The following is a 17479-nucleotide window of genomic DNA, read 5'->3' as shown; positions in this document are numbered from 1 at the left end:
TTCACCATCGGCGAAGGCGAGACCCGGACGTCCGGTCAACCCTGCTTTCCAGCCATCCAGCCGGCGCGGCTGAGCCGGTAGAGCACATGTGGCCGGAGGGGGTGCCCCTCCGGAAAGGAGGGATGCAGGAAATCATCCGCCGGCAACCGCGTGAGGCCGATGCGTTCCATCACGCCGATGGACCTGAGGTTGGCCGGGACGGTGAAGGAGACCACCTCCTCCATCCGAAGGGACGAGAATGCGTGGGCCTGGGCCGCGCGGGCGGCCTCGCTGGCATAGCCCCTGCCCCAATGGTCGAACGCCAGACGCCAGCCGACCTCCACGCATGGCGTGAAATGGGCCGTGAACCCGGGCACCGACAGCCCGACATACCCGATGAAATCAGCCGTCCCCGGCACTTCGACAGCCCACAGGCCGAAGGGCTGGTCCGACATGCGGTCGCGGATGCGAGCCGCCATCAGATCGCTTTCATCGCGCGTCAACGGGGCCCGGAAATGCCGCATCACCCGCGGGTCCGCGTTGAGCGCGGCGAACGGTTCCAGGTCTTCGTCGCGCCAGAACCGCAGCCGAAGCCGAGAGGTTGTCAGAGTCGGTGCCACCATGCGGTCATCCAGGGTAAACGGACGTTGACGAAGCAATGGCGGCGCCGGGAGAATGCTCAATCCACCCGCCCTGCGGGGCTAAGAATGGGCCGCCTTCCGAGGCCGTCCGCCGCGTTTTCCATTGGCGCGACTCGCGGCGGCCTTGGCCTCGCTGCGGGAGTCGCCGCCGGGTTTGCCGAGGCGGGCCGCCATCCAGCGCTTGGAGCCCAGCACACCTTCCAGCAGCACCGGCACGTAGAGATCGGCATCTAATCGCGGGAAGTGGATGCCCAGGCCGAACGGCTCCACCTCGATCACCTTGAGATCATCGGCCGATGCGTCGTGCAGCCCTTCCATGTCCTTCGGGGCAAGGCCGATCTCGACGCCGGTCGTCAGCCGCACGATGACCCGGTTCCGCCCGGCATCGTAATGGGCGCTCTCGGCCCGAGGCCCACGCAGCCGGTCGTCCCCGCGCGCCTTCGCCTCCTCGAACAGCTTCGTCGTCGTCTCAACCATGAATGCGCCTCCAGGCGCCCATCAACTCGTCGCGACGGTCAGACGAAAGCCCCAAAAGAAACCGTCATCCCCGCGAAAGCGGGGATCTCACAGCACCTTGAGAGGCGAGAGATTCCCGCTTTCGCGGGAATGACGATGAAAGAAGGAGGCAATTTTCCCTTACTTCCGCACCTCGACGGTCATCGCGCCGAAGCTGCCGCGGGCGTTGTATTGCGGGCGGTACATGTCCTCGACATAGGTGGCCGGCAGGGCGAAGTGCCCCGGCGTCACCGCGCGGGCGAGATAGGCGACGGTGAAGCTCCTGGTGTCGCCGGTCAGGTCGATCGCCGCGACATAGCGGTCGTCGCGCATCTCGACATGCTGGGTGTCCGACAGCGTGTCGGCGATGTCGCCCAGCTGGGCGCCCTTGCCGACCGACGGGTTCTCGATCTCCAGCCCCGCCGGCAGCAGGTCGACGATCAGCGCCTGGTGGTCGAGGTCGTCGGTGGCGCGGCCGCGCAGCAGCACGGTGACCAGGTCGCCCTGCTTCACCGCCGTCTTGGCCGGGTCGAAGGGCCGGCCGTCGCGGTCGAGATAGGTGCGCTCGATCTCGAAGCCGTCGCCGCCCGCGGCCAGCGGCGCCGCCGGCACGCCGCGCACCGACAGCACCTGGCGCATCGGCCCGTCGCCGGTGTTCTTCACCGCGATGCCCGCGGCCAGCGCCGCCGCATCCGGCGTGAAGCGGTAGATCGCGCCGGGGTTGGCCACCGCCTGGCCGGCGACGTCCAGCGACAGCGGCTTGGCCCCGTCCAGCGCGGCGTCGGCCGCGATCAGCAGCCACGCCATGTCCTGGGTGCTCCAGTACTTCTCCTTGGCGAAGACCTGGCCGGCGATGTCGGCCTGGCCCAGCACTTCGTCCACCGGCTGCTTGGCCTCGTGCAGCAGTGCTGCGGCAGCGGCGTGGTCGCGCAGCGGCGAGCCGTAGTCGCCGCTGAAATTGACCGGCCGTTCGGTCGATGTTGCCGCCGCGAAGGCCTTGGCGGTGCGCGCCGTATCGCCGAACTGGGCGGCGGCGGCGGCGACCTGGGCCTGCGACACCGGGGTCTGGTACTTCGGCAGGCAGTTGTCGACGTAGTAGCGCATGGTGCCGACATCGCCGGCGCCAGCCCGCGAGACGACATAGAGGGCATAGGCGCTGGCCGGGGTGCAGTCGGTGCGCGCCTCGTACCAGTCGAGATAGTTCGAGAGGTAGCGGATGCCGCGCTGGTAGGCCCGTTCCGGGATGCGGTAGCTGCCCTCGGCCCGCGCCCGGGTCAGGAAGTCGAGCGCGTAGGAGGACAGCCAGGGGTCGGCGTCGCTGAAGGCGGTCCACAGGCCGAAGGCACCGCCCGGCTGCTGCGCCGTCATGATCCGGTCGATCGCCCCCTGCACCCGGCGGTGGACGTCGTCCGGCCGGAAGCTGCTGTCGATCTTCTCCGCCACCTTGGACAGGTACAGCAGCGGCAGCGCCTTGCTGGTGGTCTGCTCGACGCAGCCATAGGGGTAGTCGTCGAGCGCCTTGAACAGGCCCGGGATGTCGAAGGTCGGGCGGGTCGAGAAGCTGGCGAAGACCTGCACCGTGTCGGGCAGGAAGCCCTTGGTCAGATCGGCGTTCAGCGTCACCGCCTGGCCCGGCTTGACCAGCGTGGCGACGCGCTGGGTGGTCAGCGCCTGGGCCGGCCGCACCGACAGGTCCCAGTCGCGCTCGCGCTGGAAGCCGTTGGGGCCGGTGACGCTGATCCGGATCTTGCCGACGCCGCTGGCGGTGGCGGTGACCGGGATCAGGCGGCGCGCCTCGGCCCCGGTGGCCACGGTCTCGACGAACTTGGCCGGGCCGGCGATCGCCAGCGGGCCTTCGACCGCGACGCGGACGCCGTAGTCGCCGGCCGCGCCCGACAGGTTGCGCAGCGAGAAGGCCAGCGGCGCCTGGTCGTTCGGCGCCAGGAAGCGCGGCACGCCGATTTCGGCGATGACGGGGTCGCGCACCTTCATCGCGGTCGAGGCGGCGCCCAGCGAGGTCGGCGTCCAGGCCACCGCCATCAGCCGCAGCTCGCCGTCGAAGTCCGGCAGGGCCAGCGGCACCGAGACATGGCCGTCGGGGCCCACCGGCAGGATGCCGCTGTAGAGCGCGACGGTGCGGGTCGACCGCTTCGGCAGCCCGGCCATCTGCTGGGCCGAGGCGTCGCCGCCGCTGCGGACCTGGCCGCGCGGCCCTTCGCTGACGATCAGCCTTCCATAGGCGTCGCGCATCTCGACCCCGAGGGCACGGCGGCCGAAGTAATGGTCGGTCGGGTCGGGCGAGACGAAGTCGGTCAGCAGCAGGATGCCCTCATCCACCGCGGCCACGGTGACCCAGGCATTCTGGCCCTGCGGCACGCCGGTGACGGTCAGCGGCAGGTCGAGCGTCTGGTTCGGGCGGATCTCGGCCGGGGCGTCGATCTGCACCCCCAGCACGCGTTCGGTGACGTCGATGCCGAACCAGGCAACGCCGACGGCGCGGCCGGGCCCGTGGCGGCGTTCGCCGGCCTCGCCCGCCGGGCGGAAGGCGGTGGCCAGCACATAGGCGCCGCTGCCCCAATCGGCCGAGACCGGGATCTCGACCGTGGTGCCTTCGGCCGGGACGGCGACGTCGCGCGTCTCCAGCACCCGGTCATTGGCGATGAACAGCAGCACGTCGCCGGCGAAGGGCGGCTCGATCCGCACCTTGGCGGTGTCGCCGGCCTTGTAGCTGGTCTTGTCGAGGGCGACGGTCAGCTTGTCCGGGGTCGGGTTCGGATTGTCCGACACCCACCAGCCGGCGGCGAAGCGGACCGAGGAGGCGCCGCCGCCCTTGGGGTCGTAGACGTCGAGCCGGAAATTGCCCCAGCCGACCTGCTGGCGCACCGCGGCCGGCGCGTTGGGCGCCACGTCGGCGGTGCCGTCGGCCACCTTGCGGTCGCGGATCAGGACCTTGTAGTCCCAGCGGCCGTCGGTCGAATACCACTGGTAGTCGTGGATCTCCTCCACCAGGTCCCAGCGCAGGCCCTTGATCGCGGCCGGCCGGCCGTCGGCGTCGAGGCCGATCAGCTCGAACCGCGCATCGGCGCCTTCCTGCAGCGCGCCGGCGAACAGCGGCTTGATGCCGATCCAGGGATGGGCCTGGCGCACCGGCAGGGTCATGGTCTCGTTGGCCGAGCGGCCGCTGGAATCGAACACCGCGGTGCGCAGCTCGGCCTCGAGCGGCACCGTGGTGTCCGGCAGCGCGTCGAGCGAGACCACCACCTTGCTCTGCCCCGCCGCATCGGTGGCGGGGGTGGTGATCGGGCGGGTGCGCGGCGCATAGGCGTCCTGGACCAGGCCGAACTGGTAGTCGGCGAAGTCGGCGAACGGCTTGGCCGCCTGGCGCAGGGTCACGCTGGCCTCGGTCGCCAGCTCGGCCGCCGCGGCGCCGTACAGGAACTGGGCGTCGATGGTGACGGTGGCCGGGGTGCCGACGCGCAGGTCCTTGGCGTCGGTCTTGAGGTCGACGCGGATGCGGGCGGGGACGAAATCCTCGACCTGGAAGCTGGTCGAGCCGATCGCCTGGCCCTTGGGATCGACATAGGCCTCGGCCGTCCAGGTGCCGGTGTAGGCGCTGTCGGCCAGCGGCACGGCCAGGCTGTAGGAGCCGCCGCCGGCGTCCGAGACCTGCTGGACCTGGGCCTCGACCCCGTCCGGCCGGCTGATCTTGATGGTCAGCGGCACGCCGTCGATCGCCGCCGCGCGCTCGTTGCGCAGCAGCGTGGTCAGCTGCACCGTCTCGCCCGGGCGGTAGACGCCGCGCTCGGGGTACAGGAAGGCGTCGAGCGGCCCGGGTTCCGGCCGGCCGCTGACGCCGCGGTCGGACAGGTCGAAGGCCGGGCCGGTCAGCTCGAGGAAGGTGAAGTCGCCGGCGCCATAGGCGTAGACCGCGGCCGGGCGGTTGCCGCCCTGCCCGGCCATCACCCCGGCCGGGAACACGGCCAGGCCGGCGGCGTCGGTCTCGACCTCGCCCAGCACGGCGTTGTTGCGGGCGATCAGGGTCAGCTTGACCCCGGCATCGGCCTTGGCCGAGGACAGCGAGCGCGCCGCCACGGTCAGCCCCTGCTGGCCGGAGAAGGTGGCGAGGCCGAGATCGGTGACCACGATCCACTGGGTGCCCGGAGTCGGCGAGCTGTCTTCATCCGCCTTGGCGTCGACCGCCGAGAGCAGGTAGACGCCCGGCTTGGGCTGCGGCAGCACCGTGTCCATCGGCACGCCGGTGACCACCGCCTTGTTGGTCTGGCTGTCGACCGGCATCGATCCGGTCCACACCTCTTCGCCGGCATCCTGGGCCAGGCTGTCGAGGTCGTAGCTTTCCAGCATCTGGCCGATGCGGCCCTGGGCCACCTGGTCGACCAGGTTGCGGTCGTTGATGCGCAGCAGGCGCAGCTTGACCGCCGAGACATTGACCGTGGTCACCGGCACCGTGCCTTCGCCGCCCTTGGGCAGGACATAGGCGTTGCCGCGGAACACCACGCTGGCCGGCCGGTCCTCGACCGTCAGGTCGAAGCTGTCGTCGCCCTCCAGCACGTCGCCGTCGACCGATTTGATCCCGGCGCGGATGGTGACGTTGTAGGTCTGGCCGAAGGCGACACCCTCGAGGCACAGCTGCTTGTCCGACGGGATCACCTCGACCGGCACCGCCGGCTCGATCTTGACGTAGTCGGCGTAGTGGACGCTGCGGCCGTCGAGGATCGGGTCGGAGAAGTCGGCGCAGAGCTGCGGTGCGTCGCGGTCGTTCTGGGCGTAGGTCGAGGTGACGCGGAAGCCGTATTGCTGGCGCAGGGTGTTGGCGTATTCGGTGTTGTCGTCGCTCGGCGACAGCTGGGCGCCCTCGGCCGCGGCCTTGATCGCCTCGCGGCCCTTGTCCTGCTTCTCCAGCCCCTGGGCCAGCAGGATCAGGGCGGCGCCGCGCAGCTTGTCGGTGCTGGCGGTGGCATAGGCGTTGTAGGCGGCGTCGAGCGTGGTCTGCGAATAGGTGTCGGTCTGCTGCAGCGCCTGGCCCAGCCCGTACCACGCGCCGGCGTCGTCGGAGCGCTGGCCGAGAATCAGCTGGTAGGCCTCGACCGCGTCGGCCCAGCGCTCGCCCTGGGCGGCATCGGCGGCGCGGGCGCGCAGCGCCTTCAGCGCCACCCGCTGCTCCGGCGGGATGGCGCTGGTCTGCCGCTCCAGCTTCTTGGTGAACTCCGCCGCGCCGGCGGCGAGGCCCGGCGCCTCGAAGGCCGACGCGACCGGGGGACCGGCCAGCAGCGCGATCATGAGCGCCGCCCCGGCGGCAGCGGATGCGAAACGCAGCTTCGAGGCCATGGCTTCCCCCCAAGGTCGCCGCCACGCGCATTGGCCGTGGCGCGCGATCAAACTACACGGAAGATCGCGTCGAAACCATGACGCAACCGAGGCAGACGAAGGCCCCTCCCACCCTGCCGGAGACCCGTCTATGATCCCGCCCTCTTTCGCGGAGTCTTGCCGATGATCCGACCCCTGGCGCTCGCCGTTTCGCTGCTGCTGCCGACCGCCGTCGCCCTGGCCGCCGACCCGCTGACCGGGCCGCAGATCCAGGCCCAGATCGTCGGCAACACCATCGAGGGCACGGCCGGCGACGTCGAGTACACCGAGTTCTACGCCGCCGACGGCACCATCCACGGGCTGGGCGACGACGGACCCTATGCCGGGCAGTGGTCGATCGAGGGCGACCACATGTGCTTCGACCTGGGCGAGACCAAGGAATGCGACCGGGTGCAGCTGGACGGCGCCAAGGTGCAGCTGACTGGCGACGACGGCTCGCTGGTCGCGGTCGGCGAGCTGAAGCCGGGCAATCCAGGGAACTTGTAGCCGCCGGCGCCGCCTTACGTCCCCTTGATCTGCCGCTCGCGGTAGTAGACGAACAGGCCGGAGGCGATGATCACCAGGTTGCCGATGATGATCTGCGGCGTCGGCACGTCGCCCCAGATCGCCCAGCCGAGCGCCGCGGCGATCACGATGGTGGAGTACTGGTAGGGCGCGACCACCGCGGCCGGGGCCAGCGACAGCGCCCGGTTCAGGCACAGATGCGCCCCCATCGCCACCGCGCCGAGGCCGAGCAGCAGCACCAGGTCGAAGCCGCTGGGCGTCACCCAGGCGAAGGGCACGGTGGCGGCGCCGGCCAGGCCGGTGCCCAGCATCTGGTATGTGATGAGGCCGAGGCCGCCGGTCTGGCGCAGCCGGCGGGTGACGATCAGGATCAGGCTGAACAGGGTGGCGCCGCCCAGCGCGATCAGCGCCGAGGGCGACAGCGCCGCGCCGGTCGGCCGCAGCACGATCAGGACGCCGACGAAGCCGATCAGCACCGCCGCCCAGCGTCGCGGCCCGACCTTTTCGCCCAGCAGCGGCACCGACAGGGCGGTCACCATCAGCGGCGCGGCCATGTAGAAGGTCATCACGTCGGCCAGCGGCAGCCCGCGCACCGCCAGGTAGAAGGCGGCGACCTCGGCCACCATCAGGACGACGCGCAGCAGGTTCAGCCAGGGCTGGTCGGACGACAGCAGGCCGCGGAAGCCGCGGACCACCCAGGGCGATATCAGCAGCAGCGCCGCGATGCTGCGGATCAGCAGGATCTGGCCGACGGTGTATTCGGCCACCAGCCACTTGCCTAGCGCGTCGTTGAAGGTGAACAGCGACATGCCGAGGAAGAACAGCAGGATCCCCGGGCCGTGGCCGCCCTCCGCCTTGTTGATCCCGACCGCCGCCATGCGTTCCCCCCGACCCGTTCCGCCCTGTCTGCCCGAGGACGGGGCCGGACGGAAGCGGCAAGGGCTCGGGCCCGTCATGCGCAAGCGCAAGACGGGCCGCGGCGATCATCCGGGATCCGCGAAGGCCGTATCCGTGAAGGCTGTCAGGCCCGGCGGTCGACCACGAAATGGGCCACGGCGCGCAGGTCGTCGGCGCGGCCGCCGAACACGTCGAGATGGCGGCACGCCTGCTCGGCCAGCAGCCGGGCCTGGGCTTCCGCCCGGTCGAGGCCGAGGATCGAGACGAAGGTCGCCTTGCCCGCCGCCTGGTCCTTGCCCGGGGTCTTGCCGATCTCCTCGGCGCGGCCGCGGACATCGAGCAGGTCGTCGGCGATCTGGAAGGCCAGCCCCATGTCGTGGGCATAGGCCTGCAGCGCACCGCGCCGGGAATCCTCGACCTTGCCCAGGATGGCCCCGGCCTCGCAGGAGAACTCGAACAGCGCGCCGGTCTTCAGCCGCTGCAGCCGGGTGATGGAGCCGATGTCGGTCAGCGGAGTGACCTCCGCCGCCATGTCCAGCGCCTGGCCGCCGACCATGCCGGCCGCGCCCGAGGCCCGGGCCAGGGCGGTGACCAGGGCGATGCGGACCTTGGGGTCGGCATGGGTCTCGACATCGGCCAGCACCTCGAAGGCCTGGGTCAGCAGCGCATCGCCGACCAGGATCGCGGTGGCCTCGTCATAGGCCTTGTGCGTGGTCGGCTTGCCGCGGCGCAGGTCGTCATTGTCCATCGCCGGCAGGTCGTCATGGACCAGCGAGTAGCAATGGATCATCTCGACCGCGGCGGCGACGCGCAGGGCGCAGGATTCGCCGACGCTGAACAGCCGCGACGACGACACCACCAGGAAGGGGCGCAGCCGCTTGCCGCCGCCCAGCGCCGCGTAGCGCATGGCCTCGGCGAGGGCGGGTTCGCCCCGTTCCGGCTTGGGCAGGAGGCGGTCCAGGACGCGCTCGACCTGCGTGCCCGTCTCGGCCATGGCTCGGCTCAGATCACTCAAGACTGGGGCCTCAATCGAAAGTCGCGGGTTTGGTGGTGACGCTGCCATCGGCGGCGCGCGAGATCATCTCGACCCGCGCCTGCGCCTCGCGCAGCTTCGTCTCGCAATGGGCGCGAAGCAAGGCGCCGCGCTCATAGGCGGAGATGTTGTCGTCGAGCTTGCCCTGGCCGGCCTCAAGCTGGCGGACGATGGTTTCCAGCTCGGCCAGCGCGTCCTCGAAGCTCAGGGACACGATCTCGGCGGGGATGGGTCGGTCGGCCATGGGCGATCCGTTCTCGTTCGGGCGGCGACAATAGGCGTGGCGGTCGAAAGAGGCAACCGGTCGGCACAACCTCAGCCGTTGGCCGCGAGCACCCGGCCGGCGAGGTACAGCGAGCCGCAGATCAGGACGCGGCCGGACCGGCCAGCCCCCTGCGCGGCCGCGAAGACGGCGGCGTCGAGGCTGTCCGCGGCGGCGACATCCGCCAGGCCGGCGGCGCGGGCATGATCGGCCAGGGCCTCGGCCGGCAGGCTGGCCTCCTCGCCCGGGATGCGGACGGTGCGGATCGACCGGGCGAAGGGCGCCAGCGGCCGCAGGAACGCCTGCGGCTCCTTGCTCTCCAGCATGCCGCAGACCAGGTGCAGCGGCCGCGGATCGAGGCCGCCGAGCCACTGGCCCAGCACCTCGCCGGCGCTGTCGTTGTGGCCGCCGTCGAGCCACAGCTCCCAATCCGCCGGCAGCAGCGCGGAGAGCGGGCCGCGGGTCAGGCGCTGCAGCCGCCCCGGCCATTCCACCGAGGCCACGCCGCGGCGCACCGCATCCTCCGGGATGTCGAAGCCGGCCAGCAGGTCGCGCAGCCGGATCGCCGTGGCGGCGTTGGCGAACTGGTGGTCGCCGGGCAGCGCCGGGCGGGGATAGGGCCGGTCGCCCGCTGCGGTGTGCAGCGTGAAGCCGTCCGCCGCCGGGACCACCGACCAGTCGCGCCCGGCGAGGTGCAGCGGCGCGTCGGCCGCCTCCGCGGCCTGGATCAGCACCGCGACGGCGGCGTCGCTCTTCTGCGGCGCCACCACCATCGGCACGCCCGGTTTGGCGATGGCCGCCTTCTCCGCGGCGATCTTCTCGATCGTGTCGCCGAGGAACTGCATGTGGTCCATCGAGATCCGGGTGATCGCAGTCGCGGCCGGCCGCGGCACCACATTGGTGGTGTCGAAGCGCCCGCCCAGGCCGACCTCGAGCAGCACGGCATCGGCCGGCACCTCGGCGAAGGCCAGGAAGGCGGCCACCGTGGTCGCCTCGAAGAAGCTCACCGGCTGGCCGTCATTGGCGCGCTCCACCCGCTCCAGCAACTCGACCAGCGTCGCGCTGTCGATCAGCGACCCGGCGAGGCGGATGCGCTCGTGAAAGCGCACCAGATGGGGCGAGGTGTAGACATGGACGCGATAGCCCGCCTGCTCCAGGAAGGCGCGCAGGAAGGCGGTGGTCGACCCCTTGCCGTTGGTGCCGCCGATATGCACCACCGGCGGCAGTCTGAGATGCGGATCGCCGACCGCGGCGAGCAGCCGGTTGGTCCGCCCCAGCGACAGGTCGATCCGCTTGGGGTGCAGATGGGTCAGCCGGTCGAGCGCGGCCTCGAGGTCGGCCGCCCGCGCATCAGGCACGATAGGCGGGCTCGCCCTCGATCGACGCCGCGGCGGCGAGGTCGGCCGGGTCGACCACAATGTCGGCCACCACCGGGGCGTGGCCGCCCTGGAGATGGTCGAGGGTGCGGATCAGCGTGTCGCGCAGGTCCTTGCGCACTACCACCACGTCGACCATGCCGTGGTCGAGCAGGTATTCGGCGCGCTGGAAACCCTCCGGCAGGGTCTCGCGAATCGTTTCCTCGATCACCCGGGCGCCGGCGAAGCCGATCTGCGAGCCGCGCTCGGCGATGTGGACATCGCCCAGCATGGCGAAGGAGGCGGTGACGCCACCGGTGGTCGGGTCGGTCAGCACCACGATGTAGGGCAGCCCGGCGTCCTTGACCTGCTCGACCGCGATGATCGAGCGCGGCATCTGCATCAGCGACAGGATGCCTTCCTGCATGCGGGCGCCGCCCGACGCCGGGACCACGACCAGCGGCGCGTGCTGCATCACCGCCAGCTTCGAGGCGGCGACCAGGCCCTCGCCCACCGCCATGCCCATCGACCCGGCCATGAAGCTGAAGTCGAAGGCGGCGATGACGGTGTCGCGGCCGCCCATCTTGCCGTGGGCGACGACGATGGCGTCGCTGCGGCCGGATTTGGTCTGCGCTTCCTTCAGCCGGTCGGTGTAGCGCTTGGTGTCGCGGAACTTGAGCGGGTCGACGGTCGCCTTCGGCAGCTCGATGGTCTCGTACTTGCCGTCGTCGAACATCATGGCCAGGCGCTTGACCGGGTCCAGCCGCATATGATGGCCGCAATGCTGGCAGACGTAGAGATTCGCCTCCAGATCGCGATGGAACAGCATCGCCTCGCAGTTGGGGCACTTCGTCCACAGATTGTCCGGCGTCTCGGGCCGGGACGAGGAGACGAGGGCCCGGATCTTCGGGCGGATGTAGTTGGTCAGCCAGTTCATGGCGCGGTTTTCCGCTTTTCGGCCCCGAACGTCAAGATGAGGCCACCGTGCCATGGGCGCGGTTCCGCACCGAGATCGAAACCACGTCGCCGGTGATAGGTCTACTCGGCTTAGTCTTCAGGACGCAGCTGCCGAATCCGGCGCACGACTTTTGCCAGGGTTCCCAGACTGTCCACCCCATCCTGCGGCCCCATCGCCACCCAATGGCGCCGCACCGCCCCGTTGGAAAACTCCAGTATCTGGACGGAGTAGCCGATGCCACCCTGTTCCAACGCCACCAGCCAAAGCCCGCCGTCCTGTCCGGCCGTGATGAAACGCCGCATCGGCCCAGGTTCGACGATCACATCTGTGGCATTGAACGGCTTGCCCCTGTCCGCGATGCCCTCAAGCCCTGGTTCGTCGGCTCCCAACATCTGGCGAATCGCAGTCGGAAGTCCCGCAAGCGACGTGACTTCCCGAAGCCTATGACCCTGCCAGCGCACCACGGACGCCGCATCGGCCGGGTGTGTCGGGACCAAGGGAAGAACTGCAGACAGAGGGATGCTGACAGACGGCCCAGCATCCCGATCCCAATGCCAATCTTCCGGATTGAAGGCAGCCCCTGGAGGCGCGATCGAAATCTGCTGCACCACCTCCGTGAGCGTGGTCATGCAGCAACTCAGCTGCCATCCTCGCCGCGCAACGCCACCGGAGATCTCGACCGCCGTGGCGGTACGGGCGATCCCGCCCTGCTCGAAGGCGACGAGCCACGTGTCGCCATCATGACCGGCGGCGATGAAGCGCCGTGATGGATCCTCACTGACACCATCAGTAATGATGACGACGTCAGAAGCATTGAACGGTTTGCCCCTCTCGGCGATACCGTCCGATCCTGGCTTATCCGCGCCCAGGGCGTGACGAACCGAAACCGGAAGCGCCGCAAGCGACGTGACTTCCCGAAGCTCGTGCCCCTGCCAGGGCACGGCAGGCAGCGACGATACATCCCGGGACATAGCGCCCTGCTCCTGCATGACGGGCTTTGCCGTGCAGGCCGTGAGCCCGAAAATCAAGACAACAAGACCGATGGAAACTCTCATCACCCTGGCGCCCTCCCCCCCGGCGAGCTCTACGGTCAGGCCCGCAGAAGCAGGCCGGATGCGCAGACGCTCACCAGGAGAGCCCGCCATTGTGGCGCAATGAAGGAGGCCCGTGCTGCCCTCAGCGCGCCGCGCGGACGCCTTCGGCCAGGCGGCGGACCAGGGCCAGGGGCGAGTCGACCGTGGCGACGGTCGGCCGGCCGTCGGCGTGGAGCGAGTGCCGGATCTCCTCGACGATGGCGGAGCCGACCACCGCGGCATCGGCGATGCGGGCGATCGCCGCTGCCGCTTCCGGCGTGCGGATGCCGAAGCCGACCGCGACCGGCAGGTCGGTGTGGCGCCGCAACCGGTCGATCGCCGGCTGCACCGCCGACGCGTCGGCCGCGGCCGCGCCGGTGATGCCGGTGACCGAGACGTAGTAGATGAAGCCCGAGGTGTTGGTCAGCACCGCCGGCAGCCGCGCATCATCCGTCGTCGGCGTGGCCAGGCGGATGAAGTCCACCCCCGCCGCCAGCGCCGGCACGCACAGCTCGTCATCCTCCTCCGGCGGCAGGTCGACCACGATCAGCCCGTCCACCCCGGCCGCCTTGGCGTCGGCCAGGAAGCGTGGCACGCCATAGGAGTAGATCGGGTTGTAGTAGCCCATCAGCACCACCGGCGTGGTCGAATCGCCGGCGCGGAAGCGGCGCACCAGGTCGAGCGTCTTGGGCAGGGTCATGCCGGCGGCCAGGGCCCGCAGGCCGGCCGCCTGGATCGCCGGGCCGTCGGCCATCGGGTCGGTGAAGGGCATGCCGATCTCGATCAGGTCAGCCCCCGCCTTGGGCAGGCCTTCGAGGATCTTGAAGCTGGTCTCGGCATCCGGGTCGCCGGCGGTGACGAAGGTGACCAGGGCGGCCCGGTTTTGCGCCTTCAGCTCAGCGAAGCGCGCGGTGATGCGGGTCATCAGATCGTCACTCCGAGCGCGTCGGCCACCGTGAAGATGTCCTTGTCGCCACGGCCGCTGAGGCACATGACGAGCAGGTTGTCCTTGGGCAGGTCGGGCGCGATCCGCATCACATGCGCCAGCGCATGCGCCGATTCGAGCGCCGGGATGATGCCTTCGAGCTTGGCGCAGAGCTGGAAGGCCTCGAGGGCCTCCTTGTCGGTGACCGAGGAATAGATCACCCGGCCGACATCGTGCAGCCACGCATGCTCCGGCCCGATGCCGGGATAGTCGAGGCCGGCAGAGATCGAATGCGCCTCCTCGATCTGGCCGTCCTCGGTCTGCAGCAGGTAGGTGCGGTTGCCGTGCAGCACGCCCGGCCGCCCGCCGTTCAGCGACGCCGCATGCTTGCCGGTCTCGATGCCGTGGCCCGCGGCCTCGACGCCGTGGATCGCGATCTCCGGCATGTCGAGGAAGGGGTGGAACAGGCCGATGGCGTTGGAGCCGCCACCGACCGCGGCCACCAGCGTGTCCGGCATGCGGCCTTCGGCCTGCATGATCTGCTCACGCGTCTCGTTGCCGATCACCGACTGGAAGTCGCGCACCAGCAGCGGATAGGGGTGCGGGCCGGCGACCGTGCCGATGATGTAGAAGGTGTCGTCGACATTGGTGACCCAGTCGCGCAGCGCCTCGTTCATCGCGTCCTTCAGCGTGCGGCTGCCGGAGACGACGGGCACCACCTCGGCGCCCAGCAGCTTCATGCGGAACACGTTCGGCTTCTGCCGTTCGATATCGACCTCGCCCATGTAGATGGTGCAGGGCAGGCCGAACAGGGCGCAGACCGTGGCGGTGGCGACGCCGTGCTGCCCGGCGCCGGTCTCGGCGATGATCCGGGTCTTGCCCATGCGCCGGGCCAGCAGGATCTGGCCCATGCAGTTGTTGATCTTGTGTGCGCCGGTGTGGTTCAGCTCCTCGCGCTTGAAGTACACCCGGGCGCCGCCGAGATGCTCAGTGGTCCGCTCGGCGAAGTACAGCGGGCTGGGCCGGCCGACGTAATGCGTCAGGTAGTAGCGCAGCTCGCTGTTGAACTCGGCGTCCTTGCGCGCCGCGGCGTAGGCCTTTTCAACCTCGAGAACCAGCGGCATCAGCGTCTCGGCGACGAAACGGCCGCCATAGAGGCCGAAGCGGCCATTCTCGTCCGGACCCGTGCGATAGCTGTTCGGGCGGGGCTGGAGGGGTGCGATGTCGGTCAAGCGGCGTCGGCTCCCGGGCACGGATCGTGGCAAAATAAGGGCGAAGAGCGGTGACCTTACCGGCGACCACTCCCCACGCCAAACACTTGTCGCGAATGCCCGAAGCGCATGCAGTGCAGACCCGCGGGCGGCGCAGGTCGGCAGGCCCGGATCAGTTCGCCATCACGGCTACGGCGCGGACGGCGGCGAGGAAGCGCTCCACCCGCTCCGGCGTCTTGTGGCCGGGGCGCTCCTCGATGCTGGAGGAGACGTCGACCACGGTGGCGCCGGTGCGGGCAACCGCCTCGGCGACATTGGCCTCGGTCAGGCCGCCAGCCAGCATCCAGGGCTTGGCCCAGGTCCGGCCCGACAGGATCGACCAGTCAAAGGCCAGGCCGTTGCCGCCGGGCAATGACACCACGCCCTTCGGCGGCTTGGCGTCGAACAGCAGGCGATCGGACACGGCAGCGTAGGCCGGGATCGCGGCGAGATCCTCGACGGTCGCGATCTTGATCGCCTTCATCACCGGCATGGCCCAGCGCGCCTTGATCTCAGCCACCCGCTCCGGCGTCTCGCCGCCATGCAGCTGGATCATGTCGAGCGGCACCCGGCCGAGCACGGCCTCGAGCTCGTCATCCGCCGGGTCGACGAACAGGCCGACGCTGCGCAGCCCGGTCGGCACCATGCGCGCCAGCTCGGCGCCGAGATCCGGCGCCACTGAGCGCGGGCTGGGCGGATAGAAGTTGAAGCCGACCCAGCGGGCCCCGTGCTTCGCGGCCGCCTCCAGCACCTCGGGCGTGCGGATGCCGCAGATCTTGGTGTCGATGCTCATGGCACAGGAGTCTGGGGCGCCGCCGCCTCGGCATCAAGGGCCAGGCCAAGTTCACCGGCGATGGCACGGGCCGCGGCGGCCGGGTCAGCGGCGCCGGTGATCGGCCGGCCGATGACCAGATGGGTGGCCCCCAGCTCCATCGCCTCCTTCGGCGCCATCACCCGCTTCTGGTCGCCGACATCCGACCCGGCCGGGCGGATGCCGGGCACCATCAGCACCGAGCTGGGTTTCAGGATGCGCCGCAGCCGCACGATCTCCGTCGGGGCGCAGATGACGCCGTCGAGGCCGCTGGATTCCGCCAGCCGGGCCAGGCGCTCGACCTGGGCCGAGACCTCCATCCCCTGCCCGACCGCCTCGAGGTCGCCGACGTCGAGGCTGGTCAGCACCGTGACGCCGAGCAGCTTCGGCCGCGGCACGCCCAGCTTGTCCGCCTCGCTCCGCGCCGCTTCGGCCGCCGCCTGCATCATCGCCCGGCCGCCGGAGGCGTGGATGGTGATGTAGGTCGGGGACAGCGGCACCACCGAGCGGATGGCGCCGGCCACCGTGTTCGGGATGTCGTGCACCTTGATATCGAGAAACAGCGGCACGCCGGTGGAGCGGGCCTCCCGGACCCCCTCCGGCCCCGCGGCCATGAAGAATTCGAGGCCGAGCTTGATGCCGCCGACCGCGCCCGCGACCAAGCCGATCAGCCGCTTCGCCTCGTCAAGGGTCGGCGCGTCGATCGCGCAGAAGACGGGATTGGTGGTCATGCTCGCTCTCCTTCAGCCGCCAAGTGGCCCGCCGGCAGGTGGCCGGCCGCCCAGGACGCCAGTTCGTCCGGCCCGCGCCGACCGCGCACGCCGTCGGCCACCGCCCGGCCGATCAGCGCGCCGAACTTGAAGCCGTGGCCCGAGCAGGGGCTGACCAGCCAGGCCCGGCCGCGCCGCTCCAGCACGAAGCGGTCGTCCGGGGCGAAGATATAGCGGCAGCTGCGCGCTTCGAGAATGGCGTAACGGTCGATGTCGCGCAGCACCGGCCGCCAGCGCTCGCGGATGGCTTCGGCCTCGCCGGCGCCGACCGCCGGATCCAGGCCCGGTTCGGCCCGGCGCTTCCAGTCCCCGACCGCGAGCTTCAGCCGGGTGCCGCCGACCGGCGGGATGCCCCAATGCGCGTCGGGGAAGCCGCAATCGATGATGCCCGGCGCCCGTGCCCAGGCCTCGGCGACCTCCGCCGGCGGGTCGAGATAGACCACGACCTGGCGGTACGGGTTCAGCCGCTTGCCGATCACGTCGGGGAACAGCCCGCCGACCCAGGCGCCGGCGGCGACCACCACCGAGTCGGCCTGGAGCACCTCGCCCGATTCGAGCGTCACCGTGCCGTCGGGGTCGACCGCGCGGACCGGCGCCTGCGGCCGCAGCGCGACGCCGGCGGCGCGGCAGAGATCGACCAGGGTGGAGAGAATGCGGTCGGCGAACAGCACCCCGCCCTCGGGCATGAACAGGCCCCAGCGGATGCCGTCCGGGATCAGGAAGGGATAGCGGCGCGCCAGCTCCTCCGGCGGCACCAGCTCATAGGCGGCGCCAAGCGCGTCGAGGGGCGCGCGGCAGCCATCGGTCCAGTCGCCCTCGGCCCGGCTGAAGGCGATCGAGCCGCAATTGGCGTAGTGGCTGACGCCGGCGGCCTGCCAGACCTCGTCCCAGGCCGCGAAGGCATCGATCGCCATCCGGGTGTAGCCGGGCGAGCCGGGATAGAGGGCGCGGATCAGCCGGTGGCTGTCCCAGGAGGCGGCGAGCGGATTCGGGATCGGCCCGCGTTCCAGCAGCGTCACCGCCTCGTCCGCCCGGGCCAGATGCCACGCGGTGGCGAGCCCCATCACCCCGGCGCCGACGACGATGGTGGTCATGTGTGACGGTCCCCGCCCTCTTTCACTGTCATGCCCGGGCCTGACCC

The 17479-nt window shown here is 70.5% G+C and carries 15 protein-coding genes; 1 reads left to right on the top strand and 14 read right to left on the bottom strand.

The annotated features are described in order from the left end of the window. Positions 1-35: 35 nt before the first annotated feature. From E9232_RS20130 to E9232_RS20120, 3 genes are all read right to left on the bottom strand, one after another. Positions 36-602, bottom strand: coding sequence for a GNAT family N-acetyltransferase (locus E9232_RS20130; RefSeq protein WP_309796814.1), 567 nt, complete (start codon positions 600-602; stop codon positions 36-38). Positions 603-680: 78 nt separating this feature from the next. After that, positions 681-1097, bottom strand: a complete 417-nt coding sequence (locus tag E9232_RS20125; RefSeq protein ID WP_309796812.1) for a DUF2442 domain-containing protein — start codon at positions 1095-1097, stop codon at positions 681-683. Positions 1098-1256: 159 nt separating this feature from the next. Next, entirely contained in the window at positions 1257-6461 is a 5205-nt protein-coding gene (locus E9232_RS20120; RefSeq protein ID WP_309796809.1) for an alpha-2-macroglobulin family protein, read from the bottom strand. A 162-nt stretch (positions 6462-6623) separates the two neighbouring features. On the opposite strand from E9232_RS20120, the gene E9232_RS20115 reads away from it, so the two are divergent. After that, positions 6624-6986 (top strand): hypothetical protein, encoded by a 363-nt coding sequence (locus E9232_RS20115; RefSeq protein ID WP_309796807.1) that lies wholly within the window; start codon positions 6624-6626, stop codon positions 6984-6986. A 14-nt stretch (positions 6987-7000) separates the two neighbouring features. Here E9232_RS20115 and E9232_RS20110 read toward each other — a convergent pair whose 3' ends face one another. The 11 genes from E9232_RS20110 to E9232_RS20060 all read right to left on the bottom strand — a co-directional run bounded on the left by E9232_RS20110 (position 7001) and on the right by E9232_RS20060 (position 17432). Beyond that, complete coding sequence (locus tag E9232_RS20110; RefSeq protein WP_309796804.1) at positions 7001-7882, bottom strand: DMT family transporter; 882 nt, start codon at positions 7880-7882, stop codon at positions 7001-7003. 143 nt (positions 7883-8025) lie between these two features. Next, complete coding sequence (locus tag E9232_RS20105; RefSeq protein WP_309796802.1) at positions 8026-8895, bottom strand: polyprenyl synthetase family protein; 870 nt, start codon at positions 8893-8895, stop codon at positions 8026-8028. Between the two features lie 31 nt (positions 8896-8926). Next, the gene (locus E9232_RS20100) at positions 8927-9178 is read right to left on the bottom strand and encodes an exodeoxyribonuclease VII small subunit (RefSeq protein WP_309796801.1); all 252 of its coding nucleotides are present in this window, start codon (positions 9176-9178) and stop codon (positions 8927-8929) included. 71 nt (positions 9179-9249) lie between these two features. Next, positions 9250-10554 carry a bifunctional folylpolyglutamate synthase/dihydrofolate synthase gene (locus tag E9232_RS20095; RefSeq protein ID WP_309796798.1) on the bottom strand — a complete coding sequence of 435 codons (1305 nt, stop codon included), beginning with the start codon at positions 10552-10554 and terminating at the stop codon, positions 9250-9252. Then, the gene (gene accD, locus E9232_RS20090; RefSeq protein WP_309796795.1) at positions 10547-11488 is read right to left on the bottom strand and encodes an acetyl-CoA carboxylase, carboxyltransferase subunit beta; all 942 of its coding nucleotides are present in this window, start codon (positions 11486-11488) and stop codon (positions 10547-10549) included. Before accD ends, E9232_RS20095 begins: the two co-directional genes overlap by 8 nt. A gap of 110 nt (positions 11489-11598) precedes the next feature. After that, entirely contained in the window at positions 11599-12564 is a 966-nt protein-coding gene (locus E9232_RS20085) for a hypothetical protein (RefSeq protein WP_309796794.1), read from the bottom strand. 121 nt (positions 12565-12685) lie between these two features. Next, on the bottom strand, positions 12686-13507 hold the full coding sequence (gene trpA / locus E9232_RS20080; RefSeq protein ID WP_309796792.1) for a tryptophan synthase subunit alpha: 822 nt from the start codon (positions 13505-13507) through the stop codon (positions 12686-12688). After that, positions 13507-14739 (bottom strand): tryptophan synthase subunit beta, encoded by a 1233-nt coding sequence (gene trpB, locus E9232_RS20075; protein ID WP_309796788.1) that lies wholly within the window; start codon positions 14737-14739, stop codon positions 13507-13509. The genes trpA and trpB overlap by 1 nt, the downstream gene beginning before the upstream one ends. A gap of 151 nt (positions 14740-14890) precedes the next feature. Beyond that, a complete protein-coding gene (locus E9232_RS20070; protein ID WP_309796786.1) occupies positions 14891-15550 on the bottom strand; it encodes a phosphoribosylanthranilate isomerase in 660 nt (219 codons plus the stop codon). Then, entirely contained in the window at positions 15547-16299 is a 753-nt protein-coding gene (pyrF, locus tag E9232_RS20065) for an orotidine-5'-phosphate decarboxylase (RefSeq protein WP_309796784.1), read from the bottom strand. The genes E9232_RS20070 and pyrF overlap by 4 nt, the downstream gene beginning before the upstream one ends. Beyond that, a complete protein-coding gene (locus E9232_RS20060) occupies positions 16296-17432 on the bottom strand; it encodes an NAD(P)/FAD-dependent oxidoreductase (protein WP_309796782.1) in 1137 nt (378 codons plus the stop codon). The genes pyrF and E9232_RS20060 overlap by 4 nt, the downstream gene beginning before the upstream one ends. Positions 17433-17479 lie beyond the last annotated feature (47 nt).

It is taken from the genome of Inquilinus ginsengisoli, from assembly GCF_031453975.1.
GTDB classification, from domain to species: Bacteria; Pseudomonadota; Alphaproteobacteria; order DSM-16000; family Inquilinaceae; genus Inquilinus; species Inquilinus ginsengisoli_A.
This window is presented reverse-complemented; position numbering and strand designations above follow the sequence as displayed.